This is a genomic window from Acinetobacter sp. WA-87 (assembly GCF_039938935.1).
Classification (GTDB): domain Bacteria; phylum Pseudomonadota; class Gammaproteobacteria; order Pseudomonadales; family Moraxellaceae; genus Acinetobacter; species Acinetobacter seifertii.
The window spans coordinates 432,097-458,199 of the sequence record NZ_JBDUVF010000001.1 but is presented as its reverse complement, the minus strand read 5'-3'; the positions used below and the strand labels follow the sequence as shown (position 1 = coordinate 458,199).

The 26,103-nt window shown below is 37.1% G+C and carries 23 protein-coding genes; 12 read left to right on the top strand and 11 right to left on the bottom strand.

Annotated features, from left to right (window positions below; translation table 11 throughout):
• Positions 1–72 precede the first annotated feature (72 nt).
• The 4 genes from ABFY81_RS02205 to ABFY81_RS02190 form a co-directional block, all read right to left on the bottom strand.
• Positions 73–1,278: an acyl-CoA dehydrogenase family protein gene (locus ABFY81_RS02205; protein WP_347912940.1), complete on the bottom strand. Its 1,206-nt coding sequence runs from the start codon at positions 1,276–1,278 to the stop codon at positions 73–75.
• Positions 1,279–1,299: 21 nt separating this feature from the next.
• Positions 1,300–2,583, bottom strand: a complete 1,284-nt coding sequence (locus tag ABFY81_RS02200; RefSeq protein WP_347913408.1) for an acyl-CoA dehydrogenase family protein — start codon at positions 2,581–2,583, stop codon at positions 1,300–1,302.
• A 229-nt stretch (positions 2,584–2,812) separates the two neighbouring features.
• Positions 2,813–4,186, bottom strand: coding sequence for an AarF/ABC1/UbiB kinase family protein (locus ABFY81_RS02195; RefSeq protein ID WP_077163992.1), 1,374 nt, complete (start codon positions 4,184–4,186; stop codon positions 2,813–2,815).
• Positions 4,187–4,420: 234 nt separating this feature from the next.
• On the bottom strand, positions 4,421–4,723 hold the full coding sequence (locus tag ABFY81_RS02190; protein ID WP_039251345.1) for a hypothetical protein: 303 nt from the start codon (positions 4,721–4,723) through the stop codon (positions 4,421–4,423).
• Between the two features lie 191 nt (positions 4,724–4,914).
• On the opposite strand from ABFY81_RS02190, the gene ybaK reads away from it, so the two are divergent.
• The 8 genes from ybaK (at position 4,915) to ABFY81_RS02150 (ending at position 13,385) form a co-directional block, all read left to right on the top strand.
• Complete coding sequence (gene ybaK, locus ABFY81_RS02185) at positions 4,915–5,379, top strand: Cys-tRNA(Pro) deacylase (protein WP_347912939.1); 465 nt, start codon at positions 4,915–4,917, stop codon at positions 5,377–5,379.
• A 431-nt stretch (positions 5,380–5,810) separates the two neighbouring features.
• The gene (locus ABFY81_RS02180; protein ID WP_347912938.1) at positions 5,811–7,958 is read left to right on the top strand and encodes an HAD-IA family hydrolase; all 2,148 of its coding nucleotides are present in this window, start codon (positions 5,811–5,813) and stop codon (positions 7,956–7,958) included.
• A 105-nt stretch (positions 7,959–8,063) separates the two neighbouring features.
• A complete protein-coding gene (locus ABFY81_RS02175; protein WP_347913407.1) occupies positions 8,064–8,690 on the top strand; it encodes a 2'-5' RNA ligase family protein in 627 nt (208 codons plus the stop codon).
• Positions 8,678–9,196, top strand: a complete 519-nt coding sequence (gene cobU / locus ABFY81_RS02170) for a bifunctional adenosylcobinamide kinase/adenosylcobinamide-phosphate guanylyltransferase (RefSeq protein WP_347912937.1) — start codon at positions 8,678–8,680, stop codon at positions 9,194–9,196. The genes ABFY81_RS02175 and cobU overlap by 13 nt, the downstream gene beginning before the upstream one ends.
• Position 9,197: 1 nt before the next feature.
• Positions 9,198–10,253 carry a nicotinate-nucleotide--dimethylbenzimidazole phosphoribosyltransferase gene (gene cobT / locus ABFY81_RS02165; protein ID WP_347912936.1) on the top strand — a complete coding sequence of 352 codons (1,056 nt, stop codon included), beginning with the start codon at positions 9,198–9,200 and terminating at the stop codon, positions 10,251–10,253.
• Positions 10,246–10,842 (top strand): histidine phosphatase family protein, encoded by a 597-nt coding sequence (locus ABFY81_RS02160; RefSeq protein WP_347912935.1) that lies wholly within the window; start codon positions 10,246–10,248, stop codon positions 10,840–10,842. The genes cobT and ABFY81_RS02160 overlap by 8 nt, the downstream gene beginning before the upstream one ends.
• A gap of 124 nt (positions 10,843–10,966) precedes the next feature.
• Positions 10,967–12,535: a histidine-type phosphatase gene (locus tag ABFY81_RS02155; protein WP_347912934.1), complete on the top strand. Its 1,569-nt coding sequence runs from the start codon at positions 10,967–10,969 to the stop codon at positions 12,533–12,535.
• Positions 12,536–12,641: 106 nt separating this feature from the next.
• Positions 12,642–13,385, top strand: a complete 744-nt coding sequence (locus ABFY81_RS02150) for an adenosylcobinamide-GDP ribazoletransferase (RefSeq protein ID WP_347912933.1) — start codon at positions 12,642–12,644, stop codon at positions 13,383–13,385.
• A 74-nt stretch (positions 13,386–13,459) separates the two neighbouring features.
• Here ABFY81_RS02150 and ABFY81_RS02145 read toward each other — a convergent pair whose 3' ends face one another.
• The 6 genes from ABFY81_RS02145 to ABFY81_RS02120 form a co-directional block, all read right to left on the bottom strand.
• Positions 13,460–14,569 (bottom strand): 3-deoxy-7-phosphoheptulonate synthase, encoded by a 1,110-nt coding sequence (locus ABFY81_RS02145; protein WP_346790626.1) that lies wholly within the window; start codon positions 14,567–14,569, stop codon positions 13,460–13,462.
• Positions 14,570–14,665: 96 nt separating this feature from the next.
• Positions 14,666–15,553 carry a sulfite exporter TauE/SafE family protein gene (locus ABFY81_RS02140; protein WP_004701873.1) on the bottom strand — a complete coding sequence of 296 codons (888 nt, stop codon included), beginning with the start codon at positions 15,551–15,553 and terminating at the stop codon, positions 14,666–14,668.
• Positions 15,554–15,706: 153 nt separating this feature from the next.
• Positions 15,707–15,988 (bottom strand): DUF1634 domain-containing protein, encoded by a 282-nt coding sequence (locus tag ABFY81_RS02135; RefSeq protein ID WP_347912932.1) that lies wholly within the window; start codon positions 15,986–15,988, stop codon positions 15,707–15,709.
• Positions 15,985–17,541 (bottom strand): PepSY-associated TM helix domain-containing protein, encoded by a 1,557-nt coding sequence (locus ABFY81_RS02130; RefSeq protein ID WP_347912931.1) that lies wholly within the window; start codon positions 17,539–17,541, stop codon positions 15,985–15,987. The genes ABFY81_RS02135 and ABFY81_RS02130 overlap by 4 nt, the downstream gene beginning before the upstream one ends.
• Positions 17,534–17,833, bottom strand: coding sequence for a hypothetical protein (locus ABFY81_RS02125; RefSeq protein ID WP_347912930.1), 300 nt, complete (start codon positions 17,831–17,833; stop codon positions 17,534–17,536). The genes ABFY81_RS02130 and ABFY81_RS02125 overlap by 8 nt, the downstream gene beginning before the upstream one ends.
• Positions 17,834–17,894: 61 nt before the next feature.
• On the bottom strand, positions 17,895–20,030 hold the full coding sequence (locus ABFY81_RS02120) for a TonB-dependent siderophore receptor (RefSeq protein ID WP_347913406.1): 2,136 nt from the start codon (positions 20,028–20,030) through the stop codon (positions 17,895–17,897).
• Positions 20,031–20,251: 221 nt separating this feature from the next.
• Here ABFY81_RS02120 and lpxB point away from each other — a divergent pair, with 221 nt between their 5' ends.
• Positions 20,252–21,427, top strand: a complete 1,176-nt coding sequence (gene lpxB / locus ABFY81_RS02115; protein WP_347912929.1) for a lipid-A-disaccharide synthase — start codon at positions 20,252–20,254, stop codon at positions 21,425–21,427.
• On the opposite strand, the gene ABFY81_RS02110 is transcribed toward lpxB, so the two are convergent.
• Complete coding sequence (locus ABFY81_RS02110) at positions 21,424–22,071, bottom strand: CerR family C-terminal domain-containing protein (protein WP_068934525.1); 648 nt, start codon at positions 22,069–22,071, stop codon at positions 21,424–21,426. The two genes, lpxB and ABFY81_RS02110, sit on opposite strands and share 4 nt — an antisense overlap.
• Before the next feature lie 118 nt (positions 22,072–22,189).
• Here ABFY81_RS02110 and ABFY81_RS02105 point away from each other — a divergent pair, with 118 nt between their 5' ends.
• The 3 genes from ABFY81_RS02105 to ABFY81_RS02095 are packed head-to-tail and all read left to right on the top strand — an operon-like array spanning position 22,190 to position 26,100.
• Positions 22,190–23,209, top strand: a complete 1,020-nt coding sequence (locus ABFY81_RS02105) for an HlyD family efflux transporter periplasmic adaptor subunit (protein WP_347912928.1) — start codon at positions 22,190–22,192, stop codon at positions 23,207–23,209.
• Positions 23,202–24,965, top strand: coding sequence for an ATP-binding cassette domain-containing protein (locus tag ABFY81_RS02100; protein ID WP_347912927.1), 1,764 nt, complete (start codon positions 23,202–23,204; stop codon positions 24,963–24,965). Before ABFY81_RS02105 ends, ABFY81_RS02100 begins: the two co-directional genes overlap by 8 nt.
• A gap of 10 nt (positions 24,966–24,975) precedes the next feature.
• Positions 24,976–26,100, top strand: coding sequence for an ABC transporter permease (locus ABFY81_RS02095; RefSeq protein ID WP_347912926.1), 1,125 nt, complete (start codon positions 24,976–24,978; stop codon positions 26,098–26,100).
• Positions 26,101–26,103: the final 3 nt, after the last annotated feature.

Below are 26,103 nucleotides of genomic sequence, written 5' to 3'. Positions count from 1 at the left end.
ATTAGAGGGTTTTTATTTTGTAGATAGAGTAGTACTAAGCAGTAAGGAAGTTTTAACTTACTTGCAACGCTCTTATTTTAATTCGCTTGACGATTTACCAAGCTCACGTCGAGCAATAATAAGCTGCTGAATTTGTTGAGTTCCTTCAAAAATATCAAGAATTTTTGAATCACGTGCCCATTTCTCAAGTAATTCATCTTCGTTATAGCCAACACTTGCTGCTAACTCGACACACTTCAAAGTAATTTCATTACCTACACGGCCTGCTTTTGCCTTGGCGATGGAAGCTTCTTTTGAGTTTGGTTTCTTGTTGTCAGCCATCCATGTTGCTTTCAACATGAGTAACCGTGCTGCTTCCCATTCGGCCTCCATACGGTAAATTTGTGCCGCAAGATTGGATGTTTGCAAATATGGCGTTGAGTAATTTGGGTCCAACTGATCTTTAAAAATTTCTTTAATACGTTCTAATGAAGCTTTAGCACAGCCAATGGCCATAGCAGCGACTAACGGGCGTGTATTATCAAAAGTTTCCATTACACCTGCGAAACCTTTAGCAACGTCCACTTCGGCATTACCTAAAAGATTTTCGGCTGGCACACGGCAGTCAGTAAAACTAATAACTGCCGTATCAGAAGCTTTAATTCCCAATTTATGTTCAAGGCGCTCCACCTTCATTCCAGGCGTGCCTTTAGGCACTACAAATGATTTGATGGCAGCACGTCCAAGTTTTCGGTCGAGGGTAGCCCAGACAACCACAGAGTCTGCACGTTCACCAGAGGTTACGAAAATCTTTTCACCATTTAAAATGTAGTCATTACCATCTTTAGTTGCTGTAGTACGGATAGCAGCAGAGTCTGAACCACAGCCGGGTTCAGTAATCGCCATTGCAGCCCAAGTACCTTTAAAACGTTCTAATTGCTCATCATTTGCAACTGCTGCGATGGCAGAATTTCCTAAACCTTGGCGTGGCATACTGAGTAATAGCCCAGTATCGCCATAACACATTTCAATGATACCTAGTGCTGTCGACATGTTGGTGCCGTTACGGACACCTTCATCATCTGTTTCACCTCGTTTGCTTGCACCAGCCGCACCTGCATTAATTCCTTCGCCACCTTCGTTCATACCGTCGATGAGTGAAGCAAGCATATCAAGCTCTTTGGGATAAGCATGTTCTGCTTTATCGTATTTACGGGAAATAGGGCGTAATACATTGATCGCAACATCATGTGCTTGATCAATCATCATTTTGAATTTTTTTGGATTTTGTAAATTCATGAAAATGTCCTCTGATTGATCTTAAGCATGTAAGCCAGAATGTAAAATTGCGGTCGCACGTAAATCACGGTACCAACGTTCAACTGGGTGTTCTTTTGTGAAGCCATGACCACCCAAAATTTGTACGCCATCTGTTCCTATTTTCATGGATTTTTCTGCGCAAAGAAGACGAGCTAAATATGCTTCACGATGGAAAGATTTACCTGCTTCAGCAAGACTTGCTGCATTTAAAATCAGCATACGCATAGCATCAATCTCAATTGCCATGTCTGCAATCATGAATGCGACACTTTGACGATGTGAAATTGGTTCTCCGAAAGCAGTTCGCTCATTGGCATATTTAATACAATAGGCTTTTACAGCTTCACATGTACCTACAGCCATTGCACACCACATCAAGTTGCCCAAATCTACAAAGGCTGTGTAATCAAAATCTGTTGTGCCTAGTCGTAGAGCAGGTGCGTGGCTAAATTTTAAAGTAGCTGTCTCTGTTGCTTTGAGGCCCATTGCCGGAGTGTTCTTAATAGAAATAGTGTCACCCACTTGCACTACAAATACATCTGGCTTGCCATTAAAGTCAGCACTCACCAATAACACATCAGCCAAATCACCTAAAATGACTAAGGTTTTTTCACCATCAATGTAAAATTGATCATTTTCAAGAGAAGCTTTTGTTTTTAAAACATAAGGGTTGAATGCTGGAGTTGCTTCTTGTACTGCAAAGGTTGCTGTAATGTCTGAATCTTCATCAAAACATGGCAGATACATTGACTGCACCTCGACAGATCCCCAACGTGTGATTGCATTAATAACGCTAAAGGTACTGAGTAATCCCGCTGTAAGACTAAAATCACCTTCAGCTAGTTTTTCAGCGATGAGTAAGTTGCTTACAATATTTTGTTCAGCAGCAACGCCACCTAGTGCTTCTGGTAGGGCGTAATAATTTAGCCCTAAATCTTCAATATATTGCCAAAGACTTTCTGGGAATTGTGCTGCTTGATCGGCATCATGAGCTAATGCTAGTAAAATTTCTTTAGCAAATTGAGACATTGCTTCAGAAGTCATTTGTTGTTCTTCAGTTAGGCTTAAATCAAATAGGTTTTTCTTTTGCTGAGGTAGGCGTTGTTGTGGAATTTGTTTAGGTTTAAATGCTTTTTGAGTTTGGCTTAGTGCTCTAAAGCCAGCTTTTGAACCTTGATAAAGAGACTTTTCAAGAAATTTACGTAGTTTGAGTTGATCAAGTACATCGCTTCCAGCCAATTTTGTGATCAGCGATAAACCCAACCCTTGGGCTTTATTGATCATATTTGTCATGATTATGGTGTCCTAACACATTGTTATTGTTTTATGCTGACACGCAGTATAAGAAAAAACTATGTCGTTACTGACATTCAAAAAAAGAGTAGATAAATGGTAAAAATAAAATAGACTTGATTTTATGTTTTTGATTTTATAAATAAAAATTAGATCTTAAAAATAATAATTTTGTTTGCATTGACTAGAATGACATTGAGCCATTCTAGTCTTGATCAAATTATGCAAAGTTACGAATCATACGACGTACATTTGTTTTGGCATCAATAACAGTCATGAATGTATATGCACCAATAAACTTACGGCTAATAAACATAAATTCTTTTGGAGGAACAGAGAAATATCGGGATGCCATTGATTTACTTGCCTGCTGCATAACACGACTATGTAACTGGCTTTTTTTCCAGTCATAACGTTCATGTTCATCCATCAGGCCGGCTGGCATATCTGGATTATTTGCAGGGGTGCTGAATGCTTCGGTCGCAAGTAAAAAGACATCTGCCATGCCCGGTTTAATACTTTCAGGCATCGCATCGAAAAACTCATATCCAGTCATTGCTTGGACCATTGCATGTTTATCATGCTGATAACCCGCTTGTATGAGATTACGTGCAACTGAGAGTAAGTGTTCATCGAACTGACGGATCGCACCAAAATCTAATAGTACGATTTTATCTTGAACATCTTGACCATTACCTAAACGAACTAGGTAGTTACCAAAGTTAGGGTCAGTTTGCATTTCACCCCATTCAAAAATCTCACGAACTGCAATCTCTAATGATGCTTCACCAAGTTGATTACGACGTTCTTGCGGAAGAGAAAGCATAACAGGACTATTAATAGGTACACCGCGTTCGAATGTCATGCACAGGACTTGATCTGTGCAGTAGTCATCTACAATTGTAGGGACAATATAGCGTTCATCATCTTTTAAGCGCTCACCAAAGCGGCGAGTTGTTGCTGCTTCTACATCATAATTGACTTCACGATGCATCATTTCACGTACTTCATCAAACCACTGATCAAACTCACGTGTCTGAGGAACCATACGTGTAAGCTTAAGCATGTTTTTAAATAGACTCATGTCTGAGTCAATTGCACTCGCTACACCAGGGTATTGAATTTTTAAAACTAACTCTAATCCATCTGATTTGCGGATTGCGCGATGAACTTGTGCAAGAGACGCTGTACCGATAGGTTCATGATCAATGGTTAAATCGTTTAACTTAGAACCAAGTTGTTCTTGTAAATGTGGCTTAATCGCAGGCCAGTCTAAAGCAACCGTTTGGTTGTTTAAGGTATTTAACGCCTGAGTAATTTCTTCTGGTAAAAAATGTTCACCATAAAGAGCCATCATTTGGCCAATCTTAACAATAGAACCTTTAAGTTTGCCAATTTCAGAAACAAGATAATTAGCTTGTTCGCTCATTGCCTTTTTACGCTTCTTCTCTTTTTCTTCTTCACTAGAAAAGAGGGTAGAGGCGCTTGCAGTAGCCCAACGTGTTCCTGCCAGTAAAGAAGCTTTCGCGATTGATAAGCGTCGATCCATGGAAGAAGTTTTTAAACTCTTAAGCTTATCGTTCTGATTTGACATGAAAATAGAATCCTATGCGCATCATGCAGCCAAACGCTGGTGATCTAAAATTGTAACGAATATTACATGTTTTGAACGTATTAAAATAGTTCCCTCAGACTGAATGGTGAGTTGAAAGTATCATTTTTATATCTTAATTTTCTAAAATAGCCTAAGCAATATAATGAAAATTAAAATACAATCTCTCCAGAAAGAGGAACTAGATTAAAAAGCCATTAAATATTAATAATTAACTTACATTTTAAACTGAATTTTTAATTCAGCTTTTTGCATTAAGTGGATACGATTAGCTTGAATATGTTGAATAACCATTTGCTTGACAGAATCATGCATAAAACCAAGTGCATGGGCCTTTACAATAATGATGCTCGGTAGTGTATAGAAAAAATACTTAACATCCTCAAAAGTGGCATTATTAAAAATGCCTTGTTCGATTAAGGTCTGCTGTAAAAATTGCTTTTCATTTAATACATGATCTGAAGATTCATCCCAAAAACGGTGACGCATTGCCATCAGATTATTGTGTTTATAACTCATAAATTTGCCAGTTCAGACTTTAAATCTCAATTAAATATATTGGAGTCATCCACCCAATATCAAGTTCAGATTGTTTTTTGTTCAGTGTCTGTTTGATTTTTCATGTAAATGATGTAAATAGCCTAAGCAAATTTTAAACTTTTCTCTAAAATAAATATAATCAATACCATTTCATTAAAATCTAAAATCCTATGACACCTGCATGTAGACTGTTAAAAAGTAATAAAATCGAATTTTCTATTCATGAATATGAGCATGATGCAAATGCTAAAAGTTTCGGTTTAGAAGCTGCCGAAAAATTAAATCTTGATGTAAATGAAGTTTTTAAAACGCTACTGGTAACTGATGAAAAAAATTATTTTGTCGCAATTATACCTGTTAATCATCAACTCAATTTAAAAAAGGTTGCTACGGCGGTTGGGTGTAAAAAACTACAAATGGCAAATCCAAAAGATGCAGAACGTTTAACAGGGTACTTAGTGGGTGGGATTAGTCCATTAGGACAAAAGAAACGTTTGAAAACTGTGATAGATGCTTCCGCACAAGAACTTGGCAAAATTTATGTGAGTGGTGGAAAAAGAGGATTAGATATTGGTCTAAATCCGAATGATCTGGGGCAAATATTGACGGCGCAATTTGTAGATATCCTTGATTGATTAAAATAAGGGCAACATCAATTTGACTTATTAAATGAAAATGATTATCATTATTGTATGGAGTTTGGTTCTACCAGAAGATAACAAGAGTTAGATAAATTTCTGGTATTGGTAGACCTGCAAGACATAATAAAAATAATGCAGGTTTATTTAGCAGTAAATGGACCTAAGAAAAATAAACATTATCAGCGCAATAAAAAGAACAAGTAAAGATAGCAAGCAAGGATAGCTTGCTATCTTTACATTAGAACTTGGTTTCAGAATTATTTTCATTATTCAACCTTTTAGAGTTTTTAAGTTCTCTCAGTAACAGATTACTTATTTTTTTGATTAAAAAATAACCAGTAATGTTTCATTTATTATCATCCTGCCTTTTTAATCAATTTTTTGTATACCCTGAATAAAACATGATCAAAAAAAGAGGTAAAAACGTGCTTATTTTTCATGGAAAACCTGTTCATGGAGCTATTTTTGATATGGATGGGACAATGTTTGACACTGAGCGCTTACGGTTTCAAACATTGCAACAAGCATCTCAAGAGCTGATTGGGCAGGAGTTTTCACACGAATATTTAATGCAATGTTTGGGTTTAAGTGCGACTACGGCAGAAAAACTAGCACAACGTTTATATGGGGTAGATGTTCCGTATAAAGAAATAAGGAAAAGAGCTGATGAGATGGAACTTGAGCATATTCGTAAACACGGCGTGCCTATTAAAAAGGGATTAGTTCAAGTTCTTGAACGTTTAAGAAAATCTGGTTTAAGAATGGCCGTAGCCACTTCAAGTCGTAGAGCAATTGCCGAAGAATATTTAATAAATGCCAACGTTTATAAGTTCTTTGATGTGATTACTTGTGGTGATGAAGTAGAACAAGGGAAGCCACATCCCGAAATATTTTTAAAAGCAGCAAGCCAACTTAATTTAAACACTAAGCAATGTTTAATGTTTGAAGATTCTGAAAATGGTTTAACCTCAGCTTACACATCTGAGGGTCTAACGATTTTATTAAAGGATATTAAAGAGCCAAATGATGAAATGCTTGAAAAAGCAGATTTTTATTATGATCAGATGTATGACTTTTTAATCGATCTTGACCAGTTCATTCCTATTATGGATATGCCGGAAATACAAGAACCTTTTCCACAGAGTCTGAATCAACTTACGGTTGGAATACATGGCTTCGGTGCTATTGGTGGGGGATATATAGCTCAAATATTGTCACATTGGGATGGATATACAAAACCGAGAAAAATAATTGCTTCAACTCGTAATAGTCTTTTCCGCGAAGCTGTAAATGCGTTTGGAACCTATAGTATTCGCTATGGGCAATTTTCTTATGATGAGCGTATTGAGAATATGACCATTGTTGATTCTGACAATGAACAACAAATGTTAGAAATGTATACTCATTCAAGCTTAATTGCACTTTGTTTACCCGAACAAGCTATCGAAGCTGAAGCAAAAATAATTGCAAAAGGATTATATGCACGTTTTAACTCACCACTTGAAACATGTATAGAACCGCTAACCTTTCTAATTATTTTAAATAAAGTCGGTGCGAAATATTTAGTGATGAAGCATCTGAGAGAAGCTCTACTAGAGTTAACCAACGATGAAGATGTAACGGAGCATATTTTAAAAGAGCATTACTTTTGCGACACCGTAGTTAATCGTATGGTTTCAAAACTTTCTAATCAGAGTTTATATCGTCAGCTCCGTATTAAGCATAATTTTCTTGAACAGCATTTAGAAGATGTGGAGCAAGAAGAACAAACCGAAATTGAAGACTGCAATAAACTGACTCAAGATCAGCAAAACAACGCCTCGGTTTATGTTGAAAATATGCGTCGTAATTTCCAACCTGGTCATATCTTACAAAGTATGGATTTAATCTTATTCCATAGTGAAACGGATATACCAATTTATGTTGAAAAAGGTAGTCCTTTACTTGAAAAGCTACGTCAGGTTGTATTGGTTGAACAAATTACAGATATTCAACTCATTAAAAACCGTCTATGGAACGGCGTGCATGCGATGCTTGCTTGGTATGCATCTTTAATGGGTTATGAATCTATTGGGATTGCTATGGGTGATCATTCAGTAAAAGCATTTGCAGAAAACTTAATTACAGAAGTAAAACAGGGGCTTGCAATTGTATTGCCTAACTATGCAAAAGATCTGAACCGAATGGCTCAAAGTTTTCTAGACTCATGTGAATACGCATTTAAAGATCCGTGTCAAAGAGTAGCTCGAGATCCATTACGCAAACTCAACTATAATGAACGTGTCATGGCATCAATTGAAATGAACATAGGTCATGATTTACCTTATAAAAATTTATTAAAAGGTACTGCTCTAGGTTATGCGTATGCGATTCAATTTTTAGAAATTGATGATAATGCTGCTATTCAGCATTTACAGCAACAAATTCTAAAATTAGATCTGAATATGACTCAGAAAAGACAGCTTGAAGTTGATTTGGTCCAACACATTCAATATTTGTTTTCTGAACAAGACCAACAGCTTTTGGATATGAAAACTAACAAAGCCAGAACGACAGCTACCCAATATGTCTGAAGGTATTTAATGATTTAACACTCTACAATTGAAAGGCAAACATGTTTTAATACAAAACTTAAGTGACTTTGAATTAAAACTGTGCTGCTAAAACCTACGACGTTCATGGTGCCAACGACTATACGGGATTATCCAGAATGGCACCTAGGACGTCAAAATTATGCTTTATGGTATCTAGAGATTAATGATCAGAAATTAGTTGATTATCTAGATGTCTTACGTACACATTTTTCAGAATTTTTATTAGAACCGAATAACCGTCAATATCATGTCACATTATTTATATGTGGATTTTTAACCCATGAACATAGTATTTATGGTGATGACTTTAGTTTCCATGATTTCTCAGAACAAAGAGAAATTTTAAAAAAAGAAAATATTCCATCATTCCGTTTAAAAATTGGTTCAGTTGATAGCTTTAGTAGTGCTTTATTTGTAGAAATCCAAGATACCGATAATGTTTTATCCCACATACGTCAAAAATTAGGCATAGTTTCTAATGAAATTGCTGCTTTAGATTACTATCCTCATATCACCTTAGGCTTATATAAAAACATCTATAGTAGTGATTTGATTTTGCAAAAAATTTCTCAATTACCTGTACAATACAAAAACGCTGAATTTGAACTGAAAGTTGAGCATTTAACGTTTGGTTTTTATGAAGCTCAAACTTTACAAGGTAAGCTGTTTTCGTATCAGCATTTGTTTTTAGGTGATTCATGTTGCAATTGATTTTGGGTGGTGCTCGCTCTGGCAAAAGTCGACTCGCTGAACAAACGGCAATATCTACGCAATTACCTGTGACTTATGTGGCTACGGCGCAAGCACTTGATCCTGAAATGCAAAGTCGAATTGCACATCATCAAAATCAGCGTCCTGCACATTGGTCCTTAATTGAAGAACCATTATTTTTAGCAAATACTCTGAAAAAAATTGATCAACCTAATCAAATTATTTTGGTAGATTGTTTAACGCTTTGGTTAACCAATTTGTTACTTTTAGAAGATCAAAGTGTTCAACAATTTGAGTGTGAGCAACTATTAAAAGTTTTACCTACACTTGAGTCAGAAATTATTTTAGTAAGTAATGAAACAGGGCTTGGTGTTGTACCACTCGGCGAGATTAGTCGCCGTTTTGTCGATGAAGCAGGAAGATTACATCAAGCTTTAGGGCAAATTGCAGATAAAGTTGTGTTTTGTGTGGCTGGTTTTCCAATGATTTTAAAAGGTGAGAAGTAAAATGAACTGGTGGTTAGAATCTGTAAAGCAACCTAATCTAGACGCAAAGCAACAAGCTGAACAACATCAACTCCAGCTCACTAAACCTACAGGTGCTTTAGGTGATTTAGAGCAGATTGCAATTACACTTGCTAGTTTACAATCAAATGCACATCCTCATGTTAACCATCCATGGATTACAATTTTTGCCGGTGATCATGGCGTAGTTGAAGAAAATATCTCTGCATATCCTCAAGCTGTTACCCGTCAAATGTTGCAAAACTTCACGACGGGTGGCGCAGCAATTAGTGTACTTGCTAAATATCATGAAGCTCATTTACAAGTGATTGACTGTGGCACAGTGGGCGAAGCATATGAATACGCAGGTGTTGAACGTCACTGTATTCGTGCTGGGACTGCAAATTTTGCTAAACAAGCCGCAATGAATGCTGATGAATGCCGTGCTGCTTTAGAGTTGGGAAAAAAGAGTGTAGATACAGCTAAAGCCGACGACGCAGATATTTATATTGCAGGTGAAATGGGAATCGGGAATACCTGTTCTGCTTCTGCCTTAGCTTGTCTTTTACTAAATGATACTGCCGAGCAATTGACTGGAGTAGGGACAGGAATAGGTGCCGATCAGTTAAGACATAAAATAGAAGTAATTGAGAAAGCCATAGAACTTCATCATAAACATGTCGTTGGTGATGTCTTCAAAACATTATGCGCCGTCGGTGGTTTGGAAATTGCCGCAATTACCGGTGCTTATATTCGATGTGCACAAGTCGGTTTACCTATTATTGTGGATGGTTTTATTAGTTCTGTAGCCGCTTTATGCGCTGTGCGGATGAACCCTAAAGTACGTGACTGGATGTTATTCGGTCATCAATCGGCTGAATACGGCCACCAACGTATTTTACAGGAACTCAATGTTGACCCGATTTTAAAGATGAACTTGCGTTTAGGTGAAGGTAGTGGTGCTGGTGCTGCATTGGCATTAGTTAAAATGGCATGTGTATTACATAATCAAATGGCTACCTTTGCCCAAGCTGCTGTAAGCGGGGATAAAATTGGGTAAATTTAGAATCGATTTACTCAGACATGGCGAAAGTCAGTATAGCCATACTCTACGTGGGCATTTGGATGATGAGTTAACCGCAAAAGGTTGGCAGCAAATGCAGTCAACCATTGAGCAAGTTACAGACCAGACATGGGATGTCATTGTAAGTTCTTCATTAAAACGATGTGCTTGTTTTGCTGAACAACTTGCAAAGACAACTCAGCTGCCTTTACTTCTAAATCATGACTTAAAGGAAATGTATTTTGGTGAGTGGGAGGGTGTATCAACTAAGCAAATTTACGAAACTTCACCCGAACTACTTGCAAATTTTTGGCAGAAACCAAGTCAATATTGTCCACCACAGGCAGAAACCTTAATGCAATTTCAAACGAGGATTTTGAAAGGCTTTCAAGATTTACTCTTAGAGATGCGAAAACAAAACTGGCAACATGCATTGGTCGTTACACATGGAGGCGTGATTAAGCTATTGTCTTGCTTAGCACAGCAACAACCTTTAGATGACTTGCTAAAAATGCAGGCAGAACTTGGAAAATTATACTCATTCGAATTTTTTGAAGAAGAACAATTAACTTTTATCTTGAAATAGTGGTTTTATATTTTTATACAATTGTAAGTTATTATTTTTATAAAGATATTTAAGTCCGTTTAATAGAACTGTAATTGCTGAAAACTAAGCTAGGGACATTTCTTATTAATACCTCATCTGACTTATGAATATTTTATTTAAAACGACTGTACTTACCGCCTCATTATTGCTTGCGGCTTGCAATAACAATGATGATCAAGAAGTTCAAACAACACCATCTACAAACTCATCGAAATATTATCAAACCAAAACACCTTATAAACCGCAACAAGATCTAAAAAGCTATGAACAAGCACCCAATGGGTTCCAACCAGTTTTTACAGAGCTAGTTGCACGTCACGGTTCACGAGGACTCTCAAGTCTTAAATATGATTTAGCACTTTATAATTTATGGAAACAAGCAAAAGCAGAAAATGCTTTAACGCCGTTAGGTGAGCAGTTAGGTACTGACTTAGAAGCAATGATGAAAGCCAATATCCTGTTAGGTTATGGTGTGGAAGGTATTCGCCAGTATGGTTACGGAAATGAAACCATGACTGGTATTTTAGAACACCGTGGCATTGCCGATCGCTTATTACAACGTTTACCAACACTTGTAAACTCTCAAGCATCTATATTGGTACAAAGTTCTGGGGTAGATCGTGCGGTGGATAGTGCTAAATTCTTCACTGCTGAATTGATTAAACAACAGCCCCTCTTGAAAGATAAGATTATGCCAATGTCTTATACCAGTTTATCGAGTACAAGTGTTCCAAGTATTTTAGATGGTGGTGTTGACCGTTTTAAACTTTACTTTCATAGCTTAAATGCGGCTGAAGACTTAACTCAACCATTAAGTGCTACCCAACAGAAAATTTATGATGCAAGCCAGGTTTATCAAGATTTTGAAGCAAACAATAAAGATTTAGCTCAAAAGTTGAATGAGTTATCGAAGAATACTCAGGCAGAAAAAACTGCTCAGACCGTACTCACTCCAATTTTTAAAGCAGACTTTATTAAAAAGCTTGGTACAACAGGTTATAGTTTTAGCAATAATGGGGCTTTTACAGTAACTTCACCTAAAGGCGAACAAATTACAGAAAAGGGTAAGGGTAAAAATACCATTGCTAGTGCAGTAGATGCTGCGGCTTATATTTATGAACTTTATTCTATTTCTGGTGGCATGAAAGATGAGTTAAAAGGTGTTGATTTTGATAAATATATGCCTTTAGATGCTGCGAAATTCTACGCTGAATTTAATGATGCCAATGATTTTTATGAAAAAGGCCCAAGTTTCACAGAGTCAAATCAAGTTACGAGTGAAATTGCACAAGGACTCAAACAAGATTTATTTCAACAAGTTGATGCAGTTGTAAATAAAGCCCAGCCATATAAAGCAGTTTTACGTTTTGCACATGCTGAAATTATTATTCCTCTAGCGACCAGCTTAGATCTGCATAATATGATGCAGCCTTTACCACTACGCCAAACTTATACCTATTCAACAAGCACATGGCGTGGTGAAGTAGTTTCACCTATGGCAGCCAATGTACAGTGGGATATTTATCAAAATAACCAAGGTAATACTTTAGTGAAGATGCTTTATAACGAAAAAGAGACGTTATTTAAGTCTGCATGTAATTATGCACGTTACACACCAACTAGTTTTTACTATGACTACATCAAGTTGAAACAGTGCTATCAAATGCAATAGATTTTCAGTTTTTATAGTCTTTCATGGGAATAGGGATTGCTATTCTCATTTTTATTTCTTCATAATTCAGTTTATTTTTAAATATAGTTCAGTTAGAGAGTTGGATATGACACCTTTTTGGATTGCATTGCAATTTTTAACTGTTCTGCCTATTGAGTTAAAAACAATACCAACGGCGCAACAAAATGGTCGAGCTATTTTGTTTTATCCGCTGGTTGGGCTAGTTATTGGTGGCATACTTTTTATTACCGCTTGTCTTTTAGCTAAACTTCCGATTGTTCTACTTGCCTCAATCATACTCACTTTATGGATTTGGTTGACTGGTGGATTGCATCTAGATGGGTTAGCCGATACTGCCGATGCGTGGGTAGGTGGTTTTGGTGATAAACAACGTACTTTACAAATCATGAAGGATCCAAGTTGCGGTCCAATTGGAGTACTGAGCTTAGTTATCATATGTTTGCTCAAATTTGTACTGATTTATGTGTTGATTGAACAACATCAGACACTATTTTTAATACTTGTACCTATAGTTGGACGCGTTGTACCGACCATTTTATTTTTGACTACTTCATATGTTCGTGAAAAAGGTTTAGGTCGTTCTTTGACAGATCATTTACCTAAAATTGCTTCATGGATAATAACTGGGTTTGTTCTGCTATTGCCTTTGTATTGGGAATTGCAAGGGCTTATTACGATTATTGGCTTTTTAAGCAGTCTTGTTTACTTAAGACATTTATTTATAAAACGAATAGGTGGTATTACAGGCGATACTGTCGGCGCAGCAATTGAGATTAGTGAAACTGTACTGCTTTTTACTTTTGTGGTGAGTTATTTTTACTTATTTTGATATTAAATTTTGTTCAATCAAAATAAAAAAGCCCTCAAAAATGAGGACTTAATTTTCAATCTTAAAAAGATGAATTAACGGTTTGGTAAAACATTTTTTAAAGCTTCATGCATTTCAAGCAATGTCTTTTCCGTAGTTTCCCAATCGATACAACCATCAGTTACCGATTTACCATATTCAAGGTCACAAAGGTTTTCAGGAATATCTTGGCGGCCACCTTTTAGGTGACTTTCAACCATAATACCTACGATTGACTTATTACCATCTAAAATTTGTTCAGTAATATTTTTAAGAACAAGTGGTTGTAAGTACGGGTCTTTATTAGAGTTGGCATGACTTGCATCAATCATGATCTTATTGCTAACTTTTGCTTTCGCTAAAGCAGTTTCTGCTTCTGCAACAGAGCCAGCATCGTAGTTTGGCTTACCATTACCACCACGTAATACAACGTGCGCATAAGGGTTACCATTTGTATTAATAATTGAAACCTGACCGTCTTCGTTCAAGCCTAAAAAGCTATGACCATATTTAACAGACTGCATGGCATTGGTTGCAACAGTTAAACCGCCATCTGTACCATTTTTAAAACCTACTGGAGATGATAGACCAGAAGACATTTCACGGTGAGTTTGGCTCTCGGTTGTACGCGCACCAATAGCAGACCATGAAATTAAGTCTTGGTAGTATTGTGGCGAGTTAGGATCAAGTGCTTCAGTTGCACAAGGTAAACCTTTTTCATTTAACTCAAGCAAAAGCTTACGACCAATACGTAAACCTTTTTCGATGTTAAATGAGTCATTCATATCTGGGTCATTGATTAGACCTTTCCAACCAATTGTTGTACGTGGTTTTTCAAAATAAACCCGCATAACCAAATAGAGAGTATCTTTAACCTTTTCGCTTAGTGCTTTTAAGCGATCAGCATATTCGTGAGCAGCTTTAGGATCATGAATAGAGCAAGGACCAATAACGACAAACAAACGCTTATCAGAACCGTCCAAAATATCGCGAATAGTTTCACGGCCTTTTAGAACAGTTTGTGAAGCAACATCAGATAAAGGAAGTTCTGACTTAAGTTCAGCTGGTGTTACAAGAGTTTGGATGCTTTTAATATTAACGTCGTCGATATCTGGCTTTGAAACGGAATTTAAATGTGTAGTCATTGCTGTCACTGGTTCGATCATACTAAAGGTTGTTTTGTGTACTGAATATACCATGAAATAATTATCAAAATACTACATCGCATGGTATTTCAGTTTGGAAAAATCCTATTGATTTTACTATCTTTCAGTCGAGTTGCCTGTTTTTTCAGCAACTTGAGCTTGTTGTTGTACCACAGGTGCTTTCGGTTTTGCTTTGACTGGGTGAACCATAAAGTTAACACCAAGGGCAAATAGAGTGATACCTAAAATTTTACGGATTAAACGTTCAGGCATGCGAGAGCTAATTAATGTTCCTACAATAATTGCAGGAATTGAACCTACCAATAACCATGTAAGCAACATAAAGTCGACATTACCTGCACTCATATGCCCAAGACCAGCAACTAGAGTAAGTAATACGGCATGTACAACATCTGATCCAATAATTCGAATCATTGGCAAGTTCGGGAACATAATCACGAGTGCCATAATTCCAAAGGCACCAGCACCAACAGATGATAGTGTTACGAATACACCTAAAATGATGCCCATAATCACAATGTAGGTACGCTTATTTTGAATAGCTAATTGTTCATTTTCACTATGAGTAGTTTCTTTGTTGCGGAATTTACTAAAAAACTTCTCAATACGAGAGCGGAAAATAATAGAAACACCCGTCAAAGTCAGCATAAAACCTAACACCATTGTTAATACGGCTTTATAGTGCGTAGATTGACTTAAATAATGCTCGAGTACCCAAGTGGTAACGAAAGAAGCAGGAATACTACCGACTGCGAGCCATAAAACGATAGGCCACACGATATTCAATTTCTTTGCGTGAACCATTGATCCACAGAACTTTGAAATTGCGGCATAAAGTAAATCGGTACCAATTGCGATATGAGGTTCAATTCTAAAAAGACCAATTAAAATTGGTGTCATTAATGACCCACCACCAACTCCTGTAATCCCTACACAGAAACCAACTAACATACCCGCTAAGATAAATTCAAAAGCACCAGACATCTTTATCGCCACTTATCACGAAACGCAGATATCTTATTCCTTTTAGAGATAAACTTTTGTCATGAATAATGATTTACTTATGCAAAAAAAAGCTAAGCAATGCAAATATTACTTAGTTTGTTTTATTTTTAATCATTATTTTTAATAAAGAGATTACTTTGATGGCTTGAGTGGATTAATTAAAAGTATCAGAGCAAAAGTTAAAGGTGTTGCAAATATCCACCAGCTCACAAAACCAATAGATAAACCATTTTTTCTGATAAGAATAAATCCGCTCAAAACAAACAACAGACAAGCGGATATTCTTAACAATGAGTGAGATTTCTGAGCTAAGGATTTGAAATAACCAGTTGATTTCGGTGAGCGATATTTCTCGCTCGATATGAATAGTAAATACATGCCTAGCACAGTCAGAGTAGAAACAATAATCATCATGAATTCACCTCAATATTTAACTTATTCAGTTTCTTTTGAATTTTTTGTGTAGCTTTATGCTGAATAGGCCTAATTTTGCAGAATATGAAAAGTGCTAAAGCTGCAAATATCCATAAAAATACGTCTATACGTGCAAACGTCCAATAGTCGCTGAGGCTTTGAATATAATCATATTTGATTAAATAACTTAGATTTAAGATTGGAAGTACAATACAAAGCAGAATAAAAATACTCAATTGAGTTCGCCACAAATGCTGCTTTTTAGTGATCAATGCAATAATTAGGCTCATGAGCCAGACTAAAAAGAAGCTATAAATTTCATAATTGATTGTAGCCGTGGTCGCGGTAAATAATCGATTTGCGTATAAATAAGCAATGGTTGCACAAGGCAAGCCTACAAATGTGGCAACATTTAAACGGTCAACTAAATAGTGCCCGACATGAAACTTTCTATTTTTATTTTGAAGTTGGCGTTTAAGGCTCCAAAGTAACAAGCCAGACGCAATCATCACACAACCTAAAATGCCAGAGAAAAACAATCCTAAGCGAAGTAAAGGTTGAGCAAAAGTTGCCATATGTAACCCATAGACACCGGCATTTAACGTTGCAATAGGACTATTATTACGTGTGTCTTCTAAGACTTTGCCAGTTAAGGCATTTAATGTAATTTGAGCTTGATTACGAGTAATAGAGCGGTCTTCTTGCTGAATAAATGTAATTTGCGCCTGGTTGGTATTCGGATTTTTTACACTAATCGTTGATAAAGGTTGATTACCCCAACTTTGTTGAACTTGGTTCAATAGCTTATCAATAGCTAAGTTTTGAGCAGGCTGAATTGATTGATTCTCAAGTACAGTCTTTGTGCGTATCTCGGTAAAATATTGATAAGGGTTTTCAGGGTAAATCTTTTGCATTCCCCAAGGTAGATATAAATAAAAGAAAATAGCTAAGCCTGTAAAAGTAATAGTCAAAAAGAAGGGTAATGCAAGTACAGATGATACATTATGAAAATCTAGCCATGACCGCTGAGACTTAAAGGTGCGTAAGGTAAAAAAGTCGGTAAAGATTTTTTTATGGGTAATAATGCCTGAGACTAAGGCGATCAACATAATAAAAGCTGCTAAAGATACAACTAGCCGTCCAATGAATATCGGAATGCCAAAAAGTTGATAGTGAAAACGATAAAAGAAGTCACCACCTTCGGTTGCCGAAAGTTTTAGTTCTTGACCTGTGTTTGCATCGAGTGTGGCATTGCCATAACCACCGTCAGGTTTTTCCCAATACATGGTGTTAACGGGACTTTCTGCTGTAGCAACAGTTAAATACCAAGACTTGGCATCTGGAGCGTGTTTTTGTAAATATTGATATGCTGTTTTAATTGCAACATCTTGTTTTATTTCGTACTGTGCAAGTGCTGGTTGCATCCATAAATTAATTTCATGACGGTAATACGACAAACTTCCCATTAAAAAAATAGCAAATACGAGCCATCCAAAAATTAATCCAGTCCATGAATGTAGCCATGCCATAGATTGGCGTATACCTTTATGCATAACTCACCATCCGTGTCACAAAAAAGAAAAGAAGACATAACGCGATTGATAACCCAGTGAGTTTCAAAAGTGATTGAATGCAGAAACCTATAATCACGAAAAGTACATAAAACAAAATAGAGATAAATGCTGCCAAATAAATGGCTTCAGGTTTGTCTAGGGTCAAATGGAAAATGCCAGTAAGACCAAGACTTAAATAAGCCATACAGGCATAACCCATACCGAAAACGACTAAGAATCGATAGAAAACTTTTATGCGAGATGACATAGGGAGATTTAAAGCTTTGGACATTCTTACTGGCACATAAAAAATAAAAAGAAAGCCAACACCTAAACTGGAGTTGGCTACACGATTAATATTTAAATTTTACAGCAACTGTATAGTTAGCTGAGGGTCCATAAAAACCTTGACCATTCGGGAAACTATACAAATATTTCTTATCGAAAATATTATTTCCATTGGCTTGAAGCGTAATGTGGTTATTCACCTCATAGCTTGCCATTAAATTCACCAAGGCATAGGAATCTTGTTTAATGGTGCTGTTTGCTATCGAGTCATATAGTTTCACGGTGTCTTGCCATTGTAAGCCTGCACCAACTTTCAGTTTAGGTAAAACAGATGGTGTATAGGTCGTCAGCAAGTTAAGGGTTTGGTTCGGATTATACGTTCTCGCTTCACCACCATTTTTAATATCTTTAATACTAAATTGAGCATAGCCAAAAGCAAGATTGACGTTATCATTAATTTGACCTGATAAGCCAACTTCAACACCTTGTGATTCTAAATCACTGGTTGGTACTTTTCGGTTAAATGGATTTCCGTCTGAGTTGCGTAGCGGATAATTATTTTGCTCAGTTTTAAATACTGAAAAAGTACCTGTTAAACGGTCGTCTAACCATGAGCTTTTTACCCCCATTTCATAACTTTTACCCTCAACAGGTTTCAAAGCTTGATTGGTATTTTGGTCGATACCAGTTTGAGGACGGAAAATAGAGGTATAGCTCATATAACCTGTATATTCAGTCGTAAAGTTATAGGTTAGGCCTGCATAGGGAGAAACTTTACTTTCACTATACTCCATGGGTGAACCATAGCTTTCGCCTTTACTCTCGGCTCGCACATAGTTTGCGCCAAGCAAAAGTTTTAAATCTTCATTGAGATGTAAACGTGTAGCTGCATAAATTGAATCTATATTTTGCGTATAGTTCGCTGCTTCAGTGAAATCTGACCACGTTATAGATTGAGGTGTCCAGCTTGCCCAATTTGTAGTGGTCGAATTGATAACATTGGTGTCGTTAATTGTTCCCGTAGATTGATTATCATGCTGACGACTACGTACATAGTTATAGCCTAAAGTTGCTTCATGCTCTCGATTAAAAAGTTTATAAGTTCCTTCAAGATTAAAATCTACAGCATGTTGTTCTTGATGCTCTTGACCACCCCATGGTGTCAAAGACACTCCTGAACCATCAGCTTTTGGATAACCATAATAATAAAGAAGGCGACTATTGTGTTTACTATCAAGATAGTTATAAGTCAGCTTAGCTGCCCATTGATCATTAATTTTCTGTTTTAATTCAACAAAAGCATTTTGCGTTTCATTATCCCAATGTGCCCAGTCAGGGTTTGGGTTATATGAGCGATCATAAGAAATTTGTTTACCATTGGCATCGAGTAAGGGTAGAGCACCCCAATTGTTTGCATTCGGTTTATTTTTTTCTTGGCTATAACCTACGGTAAGTAACGTGGTATCTGTTAAATCAGCTTCAACAATACCAGCGAAACCATTTTTTTCTGAAGAATATCGGTCAAGGTAAGAATCGCCAGTTTGTTCATAGCCCATAATGCGACCACGGACTTTTCCACTCGGTAGAATTGAGCCAGAGACGTCAGCCTCATAACGCTGAGTGTCCCAAGACCCGTAACTTACACCGCCACTTGCTTGAAATTCTTGAGTTGGGCGTTTTCGAATATTGTTGATGGTTGCACTTGGGTCACCAAATGCATTCGTTAAAGAGTCAGCACCTTTAACGACTTCTACACGATCATAAAAATAAGTATCAGGATTGGTGTTGTTGTAGTTATAACCTGAGAGGGGAAAACCTACGCCGTCAGTCAATATATTTGAAATCTCGAAACCACGAGCCATATAAGTAGTTCGCTCGGTTTCCTGATTGGTAACTGTGACTCCGGGTGTGTTGTTTAGAACATCTCGGGTGCTGGTAAGGCCAAAGTCCTCAATTTGTTGACGAGTAACGACATTGATAGTTTGAGGCGTTTCTTTTGCTTCTATATTAAGCTTGGTTGCACTACTCGAGTTTTTAACATTATATGCTTTTGTTTGTTCAGAAGACTGCTCAGCATTGGATGCTTTAACTTGAATCGTCTGCAAAGATTGTACATCTGTGTCTTGAGCATAAGTGAGATTTGCATAACAAATCGCGCAAGCGATTACAGAAAGTTTAAATGGTCGAGGTGGGAAGGTCATAATGGTAAAGATAATGTAAATAATTATCATTTATTCTATTGTTTGTAAATGTAAGCTACAATTCAAATAACATTGTTAATTTAGATTAAAAAATAGTGAATGAGTGTAATTTTAGATTAGGGCAGGTGGTGATCTGTTGTTGTGAGTATGCATCTAGCAAGTTCAAGATTAATAAACCTCTATGCTAGAATGCATTATTTCAAATTCTTGGATAAACCGACTTGGCAAATCGAAAACTTAAAATAGGCATTGTAGTTGGGGAAGTTTCTGGAGATACGCTAGGTGTCAAACTTATGCGTAATTTCCGTGAGCAAGGAATTGATGCTGACTTTGAGGGAATCGGTGGACCCCAAATGATTGCTGAAGGTTTTAACAGTTATTACCCAATGGAAACTTTGTCCGTAATGGGGATTGTTGAGGTATTGAAAGACTTAAAAAAATTGTTCGCCGTACGAGATGGTTTAATTAATCAATGGACTCAGCATCCGGTTGATATTTTTATTGGTATTGATGCACCTGATTTTAACCTCAGACTTTCAAAAAGTATTAAAGAAAAGAATCTTCCAATAAAAACAGTTCATTATGTCAGTCCATCTGTTTGGGCGTGGCGCCAAGGACGTGTTCACGGCATTAAACAAAGTATCGATTTAGTACTTTGCTTATTTCCGTTTGAAAAAGTTTTTTATGAACAATATGAAGTTCCAGCGGCATTTGTGGGTCATCCATTAGCTAGACAATTACCACTTGAAAATCCAATTCAAATTGCCAAACAGCAATTAGGCCTTAATGAAAATCAAAAGCATATTGCTTTGTTACCAGGTAGCCGTAAAGGTGAAGTAGAGCGGCTTCTTCCTATGTTGCTGGGTGCTGCTAATATTTTGCATACCAAATATCCAGACATCCAGTTTTTAATTCCGGCAATTAATGATGCCCGTAAGCAACAGATTGAGCAGGGTGTTCAACAACTAGCACCTCATTTAAAGGCTTCTATTCATATTTTAGAAAATACTGATAGTGAATCTAAAATTGGCCGTATGGTCATGAATGCAAGTGATATTATTGCGTTAGCTTCTGGAACGGCGACTTTAGAAGCAATGTTAATGCATAGACCGATGGTCACTTTCTATAAGTTGCATTGGTTGACCTATATAATTGCTAAGCTTTTGGTGAAAATTCCTTATTATTCTTTACCGAATATTATTGCGGGTAAGAAAGTCATTGAAGAGCTGATTCAGGCAGATGCAACACCGGAAAATTTAGCTGCTGAAATAGAAAAACTGATGAATGTTGAAACAGCTCAAATTCAAGTGATGCAACATTTAACTATGCATAAACAGCTTATTTCTGGAAATACAGAAGATCCGGTACAGGCCATTTTGCAATGTTTAAATAGCTAATTTTTAAGATTTGATTGGCTAATTGCTTTTAATCCTGCCAATGAAAATTTTTTAAAATGTTCAACTAAATCATGCAATGGCATCTGAGCAATATTTTTAAGCGGCTCAGGTGCTTGAGCATTTGGTCCAGCGATAATGAGCATCATGCAAGGTGTCATCACGCTTAAAATACAAGGCAAAACAGCTGGATCATTTTCATCTAAACCTGCAACTTGACTAATGAGCTTACGAATAAGAAAAAATTTTCTCATACCTGCAAATTCAATAAAATTTAATAAATGCTCAGAAGGTGAAAAGAGTTCACGAATAAAGACTTTGCCATGCCAAATATCTTTTTCAGTTAATTTATGCAATAAAGTTTCAAGTAGTAAACTTAATTTTTCTTCGGGAGAGCATGTACTCTCGACAAGTTCCAGTAAGTATTGTTCATCAAGATAGTGAGCATGCGCTTCCACCAAAACTGCTTGATATAAACCATCTCGACCATCAAAATGATAATTAATTGCAGCTAAATCGACATTGGCAGCGCTAGCAATTATTTTGTTCGCTGTCTTTGCAAAACCATATTGGGCAATTAGTGGTCCTGCTGCTTCAATAATTTTAGACTTGGTTAAGTCACCATCACTTCGTCTAGATCTGGACATGTTTAAACCTAATTTTCATTCACCATAAAAGTATATCTTTTATTCAAAGATTGGAGTAATTTAAATTTAAATTGAATTTAAACTAAGAAAATTTGAATTTAATAAGAAGGATAATAAGATGAATAAAAAAGTGATTGCCATAGTCCTAGTTATTTTAGCTCTGGTTATCATCAGCTTCTGGGTATGGAAATATAATAATAAGAATCAAAAAGATAATGATTTGACTCTATATGGAAACGTGGATATTCGCCAAGTTTCCCTCGCATTTGAACAGTCTGGCCGTATAGAGAAACTCTTAGTTCAAGAAGGCGATAAAGTTAAAGCAGGTCAAGTACTGGCGACCCTGAATACCAATTCTTTAGAAATTCAGGCTAAGCAAGCTCAAGCACAACTTAAAGCTCAACAAGAGGCAATTGTTAAACAACAAGTCGGAGCTCGGCCAGAAGAAATTAGTCAAGCAAAAGCACAACTTGCTTCTACACAGGCTGACTTAGATAAAGCCAGCAAAAACTTGCAAAGGTTGCAAATATTGGTGAACAGTACCGATGGTCGGGCAATAAGCCAACAAGAGCTCGACTATGCCAAAAGCAATCAACATAGTGCTGAAGCAGCAGTCCGTGAAAGACAAGCTAATTTAGAATTGATCATTAAAGGGGCTAGACAAGAGGATCGGGAAGCAACCAAAGCACAATATGACGCAACCAAAGCTAATTTAGATCTAATCAACTATAACCTTAGTCAAGCTGAACTAAAGTCTCCTGTAAATGCAGTGGTGAGAGCACGACTACAAGAAGTTGGAGATATGACCACTGCGCAAAAGGCAGTTTATACATTGGCTTTGACTGACCCTAAATGGGTTCGTGTATATGCAAATGAAAAAGATTTAAGTTCCATTCATATGGGGGGTACGGCGCAGGTCATTCGAGATTCTTACCCAAATCAGCCTATCAATGGAAAAATTGGCTATATATCTTCAGTGGCTGAGTTCACCCCTAAAACAGTACAGACCGAAGAGATTAGAACAACACTGGTTTATGAGGTTAGGGTCTATGTAAATGATCCGAATGATCAATTAAAAATGGGCCAACCTGTGACTGTAAAAGTACTACTTGCTTCAGGTGAGAAAGCTCATGGCTGATGAAAAAGTAGTGGTTCAAGTTAAAAATTTATTCATGACTTTTAAGGCTGAGAGTAAAAAGTCAGCCGATATTAGTGCAATTGTTGATTTGAATATGCAAATTAACAAAGGAGAGCTTACAGCTTTAGTTGGTCCAGATGGTTCGGGGAAAACAACTTTATTAAGATTAATTGCAGGACTATATAAAGCCACTTCGGGTTCATTAAATGTACTTGGAATTGACGTGAGTAAAAATCCGCAAGCTGTACAAGACCGCATTAGTTATATGCCACAACGCTTTGGACTCTATGAAGATTTAAGCGTACAGGAAAATTTAGATTTATATGCCGACTTACATGGCGTTCCAAAGGATGTACGGGCGCAAAGGTTTAAGCGGTTATTGGACATAACGGATCTTGCTCAATTCACTGAGCGTCTAGCAGGCCAACTTTCTGGCGGGATGAAACAAAAACTAGGGCTAGCATGTACTTTAGTTCGTTCCCCAGAGTTACTGTTACTTGATGAGCCTAGTGTTGGGGTGGACCCTTTATCAAGACGAGATTTATGGATCATTATTGAACAGCTTGTTCAAGAGGAAAGCTTAAGCGTTATTATAAGTACAGCTTATATGGATGAAGCAGAAAAGTGTGACTACGTGTATATCATGTATGAGGGCAAAATTTTAAAGCAAGGTTCACCTGAGCAATTAAAAGAAATAGCGCATGGACAAACATGGCAAGTAAAACTTTCAGAGCAAATTAAGGCACGGACTTTACAAGCTCAATTGCTTGGAAATTCTGTTGACATTATTGATGCTGTTCCAAAGGGTGAACAAGTCAACTTTATTAGTCGTCAAAAAGAGCTATCAGCCGATACTTTACCTGAAGGGCTAAAAGCCAATACACGACCACCTGAACTTGAAGATGCGTTTATGCTGCTGTTGCAGCAGACTCAAAAGCAACCAAAACATATACCTATTTCTGAGCAAGCTTTTCAATTAGAACAAAACAATAATTTAAAATCAGAGCAACCTATCATTGTTGTTAAAGATTTAGTCCGAACTTTTGGAGATTTTACTGCAGTTGCCAATACATCATTTACTGTACAACGTGGTGAAATATTTGGGTTACTTGGACCAAATGGCGCGGGTAAAACTACGACTTTTCGAATGTTGTGTGGATTATTACCAGCAAGTAGCGGGTATTTGGAAGTTGCTGGTAAAAACTTACGGACAGCTCGTGCTGAGGCAAGAGCAAAAGTAGGTTACGTCTCTCAAAAATTTGCACTGTATAGCAATTTAACTGTCTTAGAAAACTTGAAGTTTTTTGGAGGCGCCTATGGGTTATCTGGCAAAAAACTAAATCAACAAATTGATAAAGCCTTACAGCAATACGATTTAAAACCTCATAATAAAAGTGGTGATTTACCGGGTGGGTATAAACAACGACTATCTATGGCTGCTGCACTATTACATGAACCAGAAATTTTATTTTTAGACGAACCTACGAGCGGAATTGACCCGCTTGCACGGCGATCATTTTGGTACAGCATTGGTGAACTGGCAAATCATGGGATTACCATTATTATTACCACGCATTTTATGGAGGAGGCAGAATATTGTGACCGCATTGCCATACAAGATGCCGGAAAGTTATTAGCCTTAGGTTCCCCCCAACAAGTACGCAATTTAGCAAGTAAAGATAAACATATTACTGACATGAATGAGGCTTTTATAGCGATTGTGGAACAAGCACGTTCCTTAAGGCACGCTGTTTAGGAGGTCTGCAATGAGTTTAGGATTTTGGAATCGATTGACAGCGTTAGTTCGTAAAGAAACTAAGCAGCTCATTCGTGATAAAAGCAGCCTCGGGATTGGACTGGTTTTGCCTGTTATTTTAATTCTACTGTTTGGTTATGGACTTTCTTTTGACTTAAATCAGGCCCGAGTCGGCGTTGTCGTTGATCAGTCCTCACCACAAATCAGTCAGGTATTAGCTGGTTTAAATGGCTCAAGATATTTAACCAGTCAAGAGTTTCATAATTTGCCTGAAGCAGAGCAGGCCATTCGAGATGGCGAAATTGATGCCATTTTGCATTTTCCTTCAGATTTCGCCACTCAGGCACAGCAAGGTAATGCAAAGGTTCAACTATTATTAAATGGTACATCCACCACCATAGCAACAGCATTAGAAGGTTATGTTGCAGGTGCTTTAGCTACCGCGCCGTCTATACAAGTTGACCGTGGGCAAATATTAGCAACGTCAAGCGCCGTTAATATTGAACAACGAATATGGTTTAATGAATCTGGTAACAGTACGTGGTTTTTAGTCCCTGGCTTAATGGTGCTCATTTTAACTTTAATTGGCGCATTTTTAACAGGGCTGCTCATTGCCCGTGAAAGAGAACGGGGAACTCTAGAAGCTTTATTTGTTACGCCTGTACGGCCATTTGAAATTGTATTAGCAAAACTCATTCCCTATGTGGTGGTCGGCATGATTGATATCATAATCTGTCTTGTTGCTGCATATTTTATTTTTGAAGTTCCTATGCGCGGTTCATTATTCTCAATTTTGTCTGCTTCATTTCTCTATTTAGTTGTTTCTTTATTACTTGGTTTAACTATATCAGGCTTTGCTCAAAGTCAGTTTCAGGCGAGTCAAATTGCCTTATTGGCAAGTTTTATGCCCGCGCTGATGCTTTCTGGGTTTGTTTTTGATACCCGCAACTTGCCTTTGGTTGTGCAAATTATTAGTCAGTTGCTTCCAGCTACGCATTTTATGATTTTAATTAAAACCTTATTTATGGGAGGTGATGATTGGAAGTTATGGTTCAAAGAGTGCGGTTTTCTGTTGGGATATATCGTTGTTTTGATATGTGCTGCGAACTTTTCACTGAAAAAACGGTTGAGATAAAGT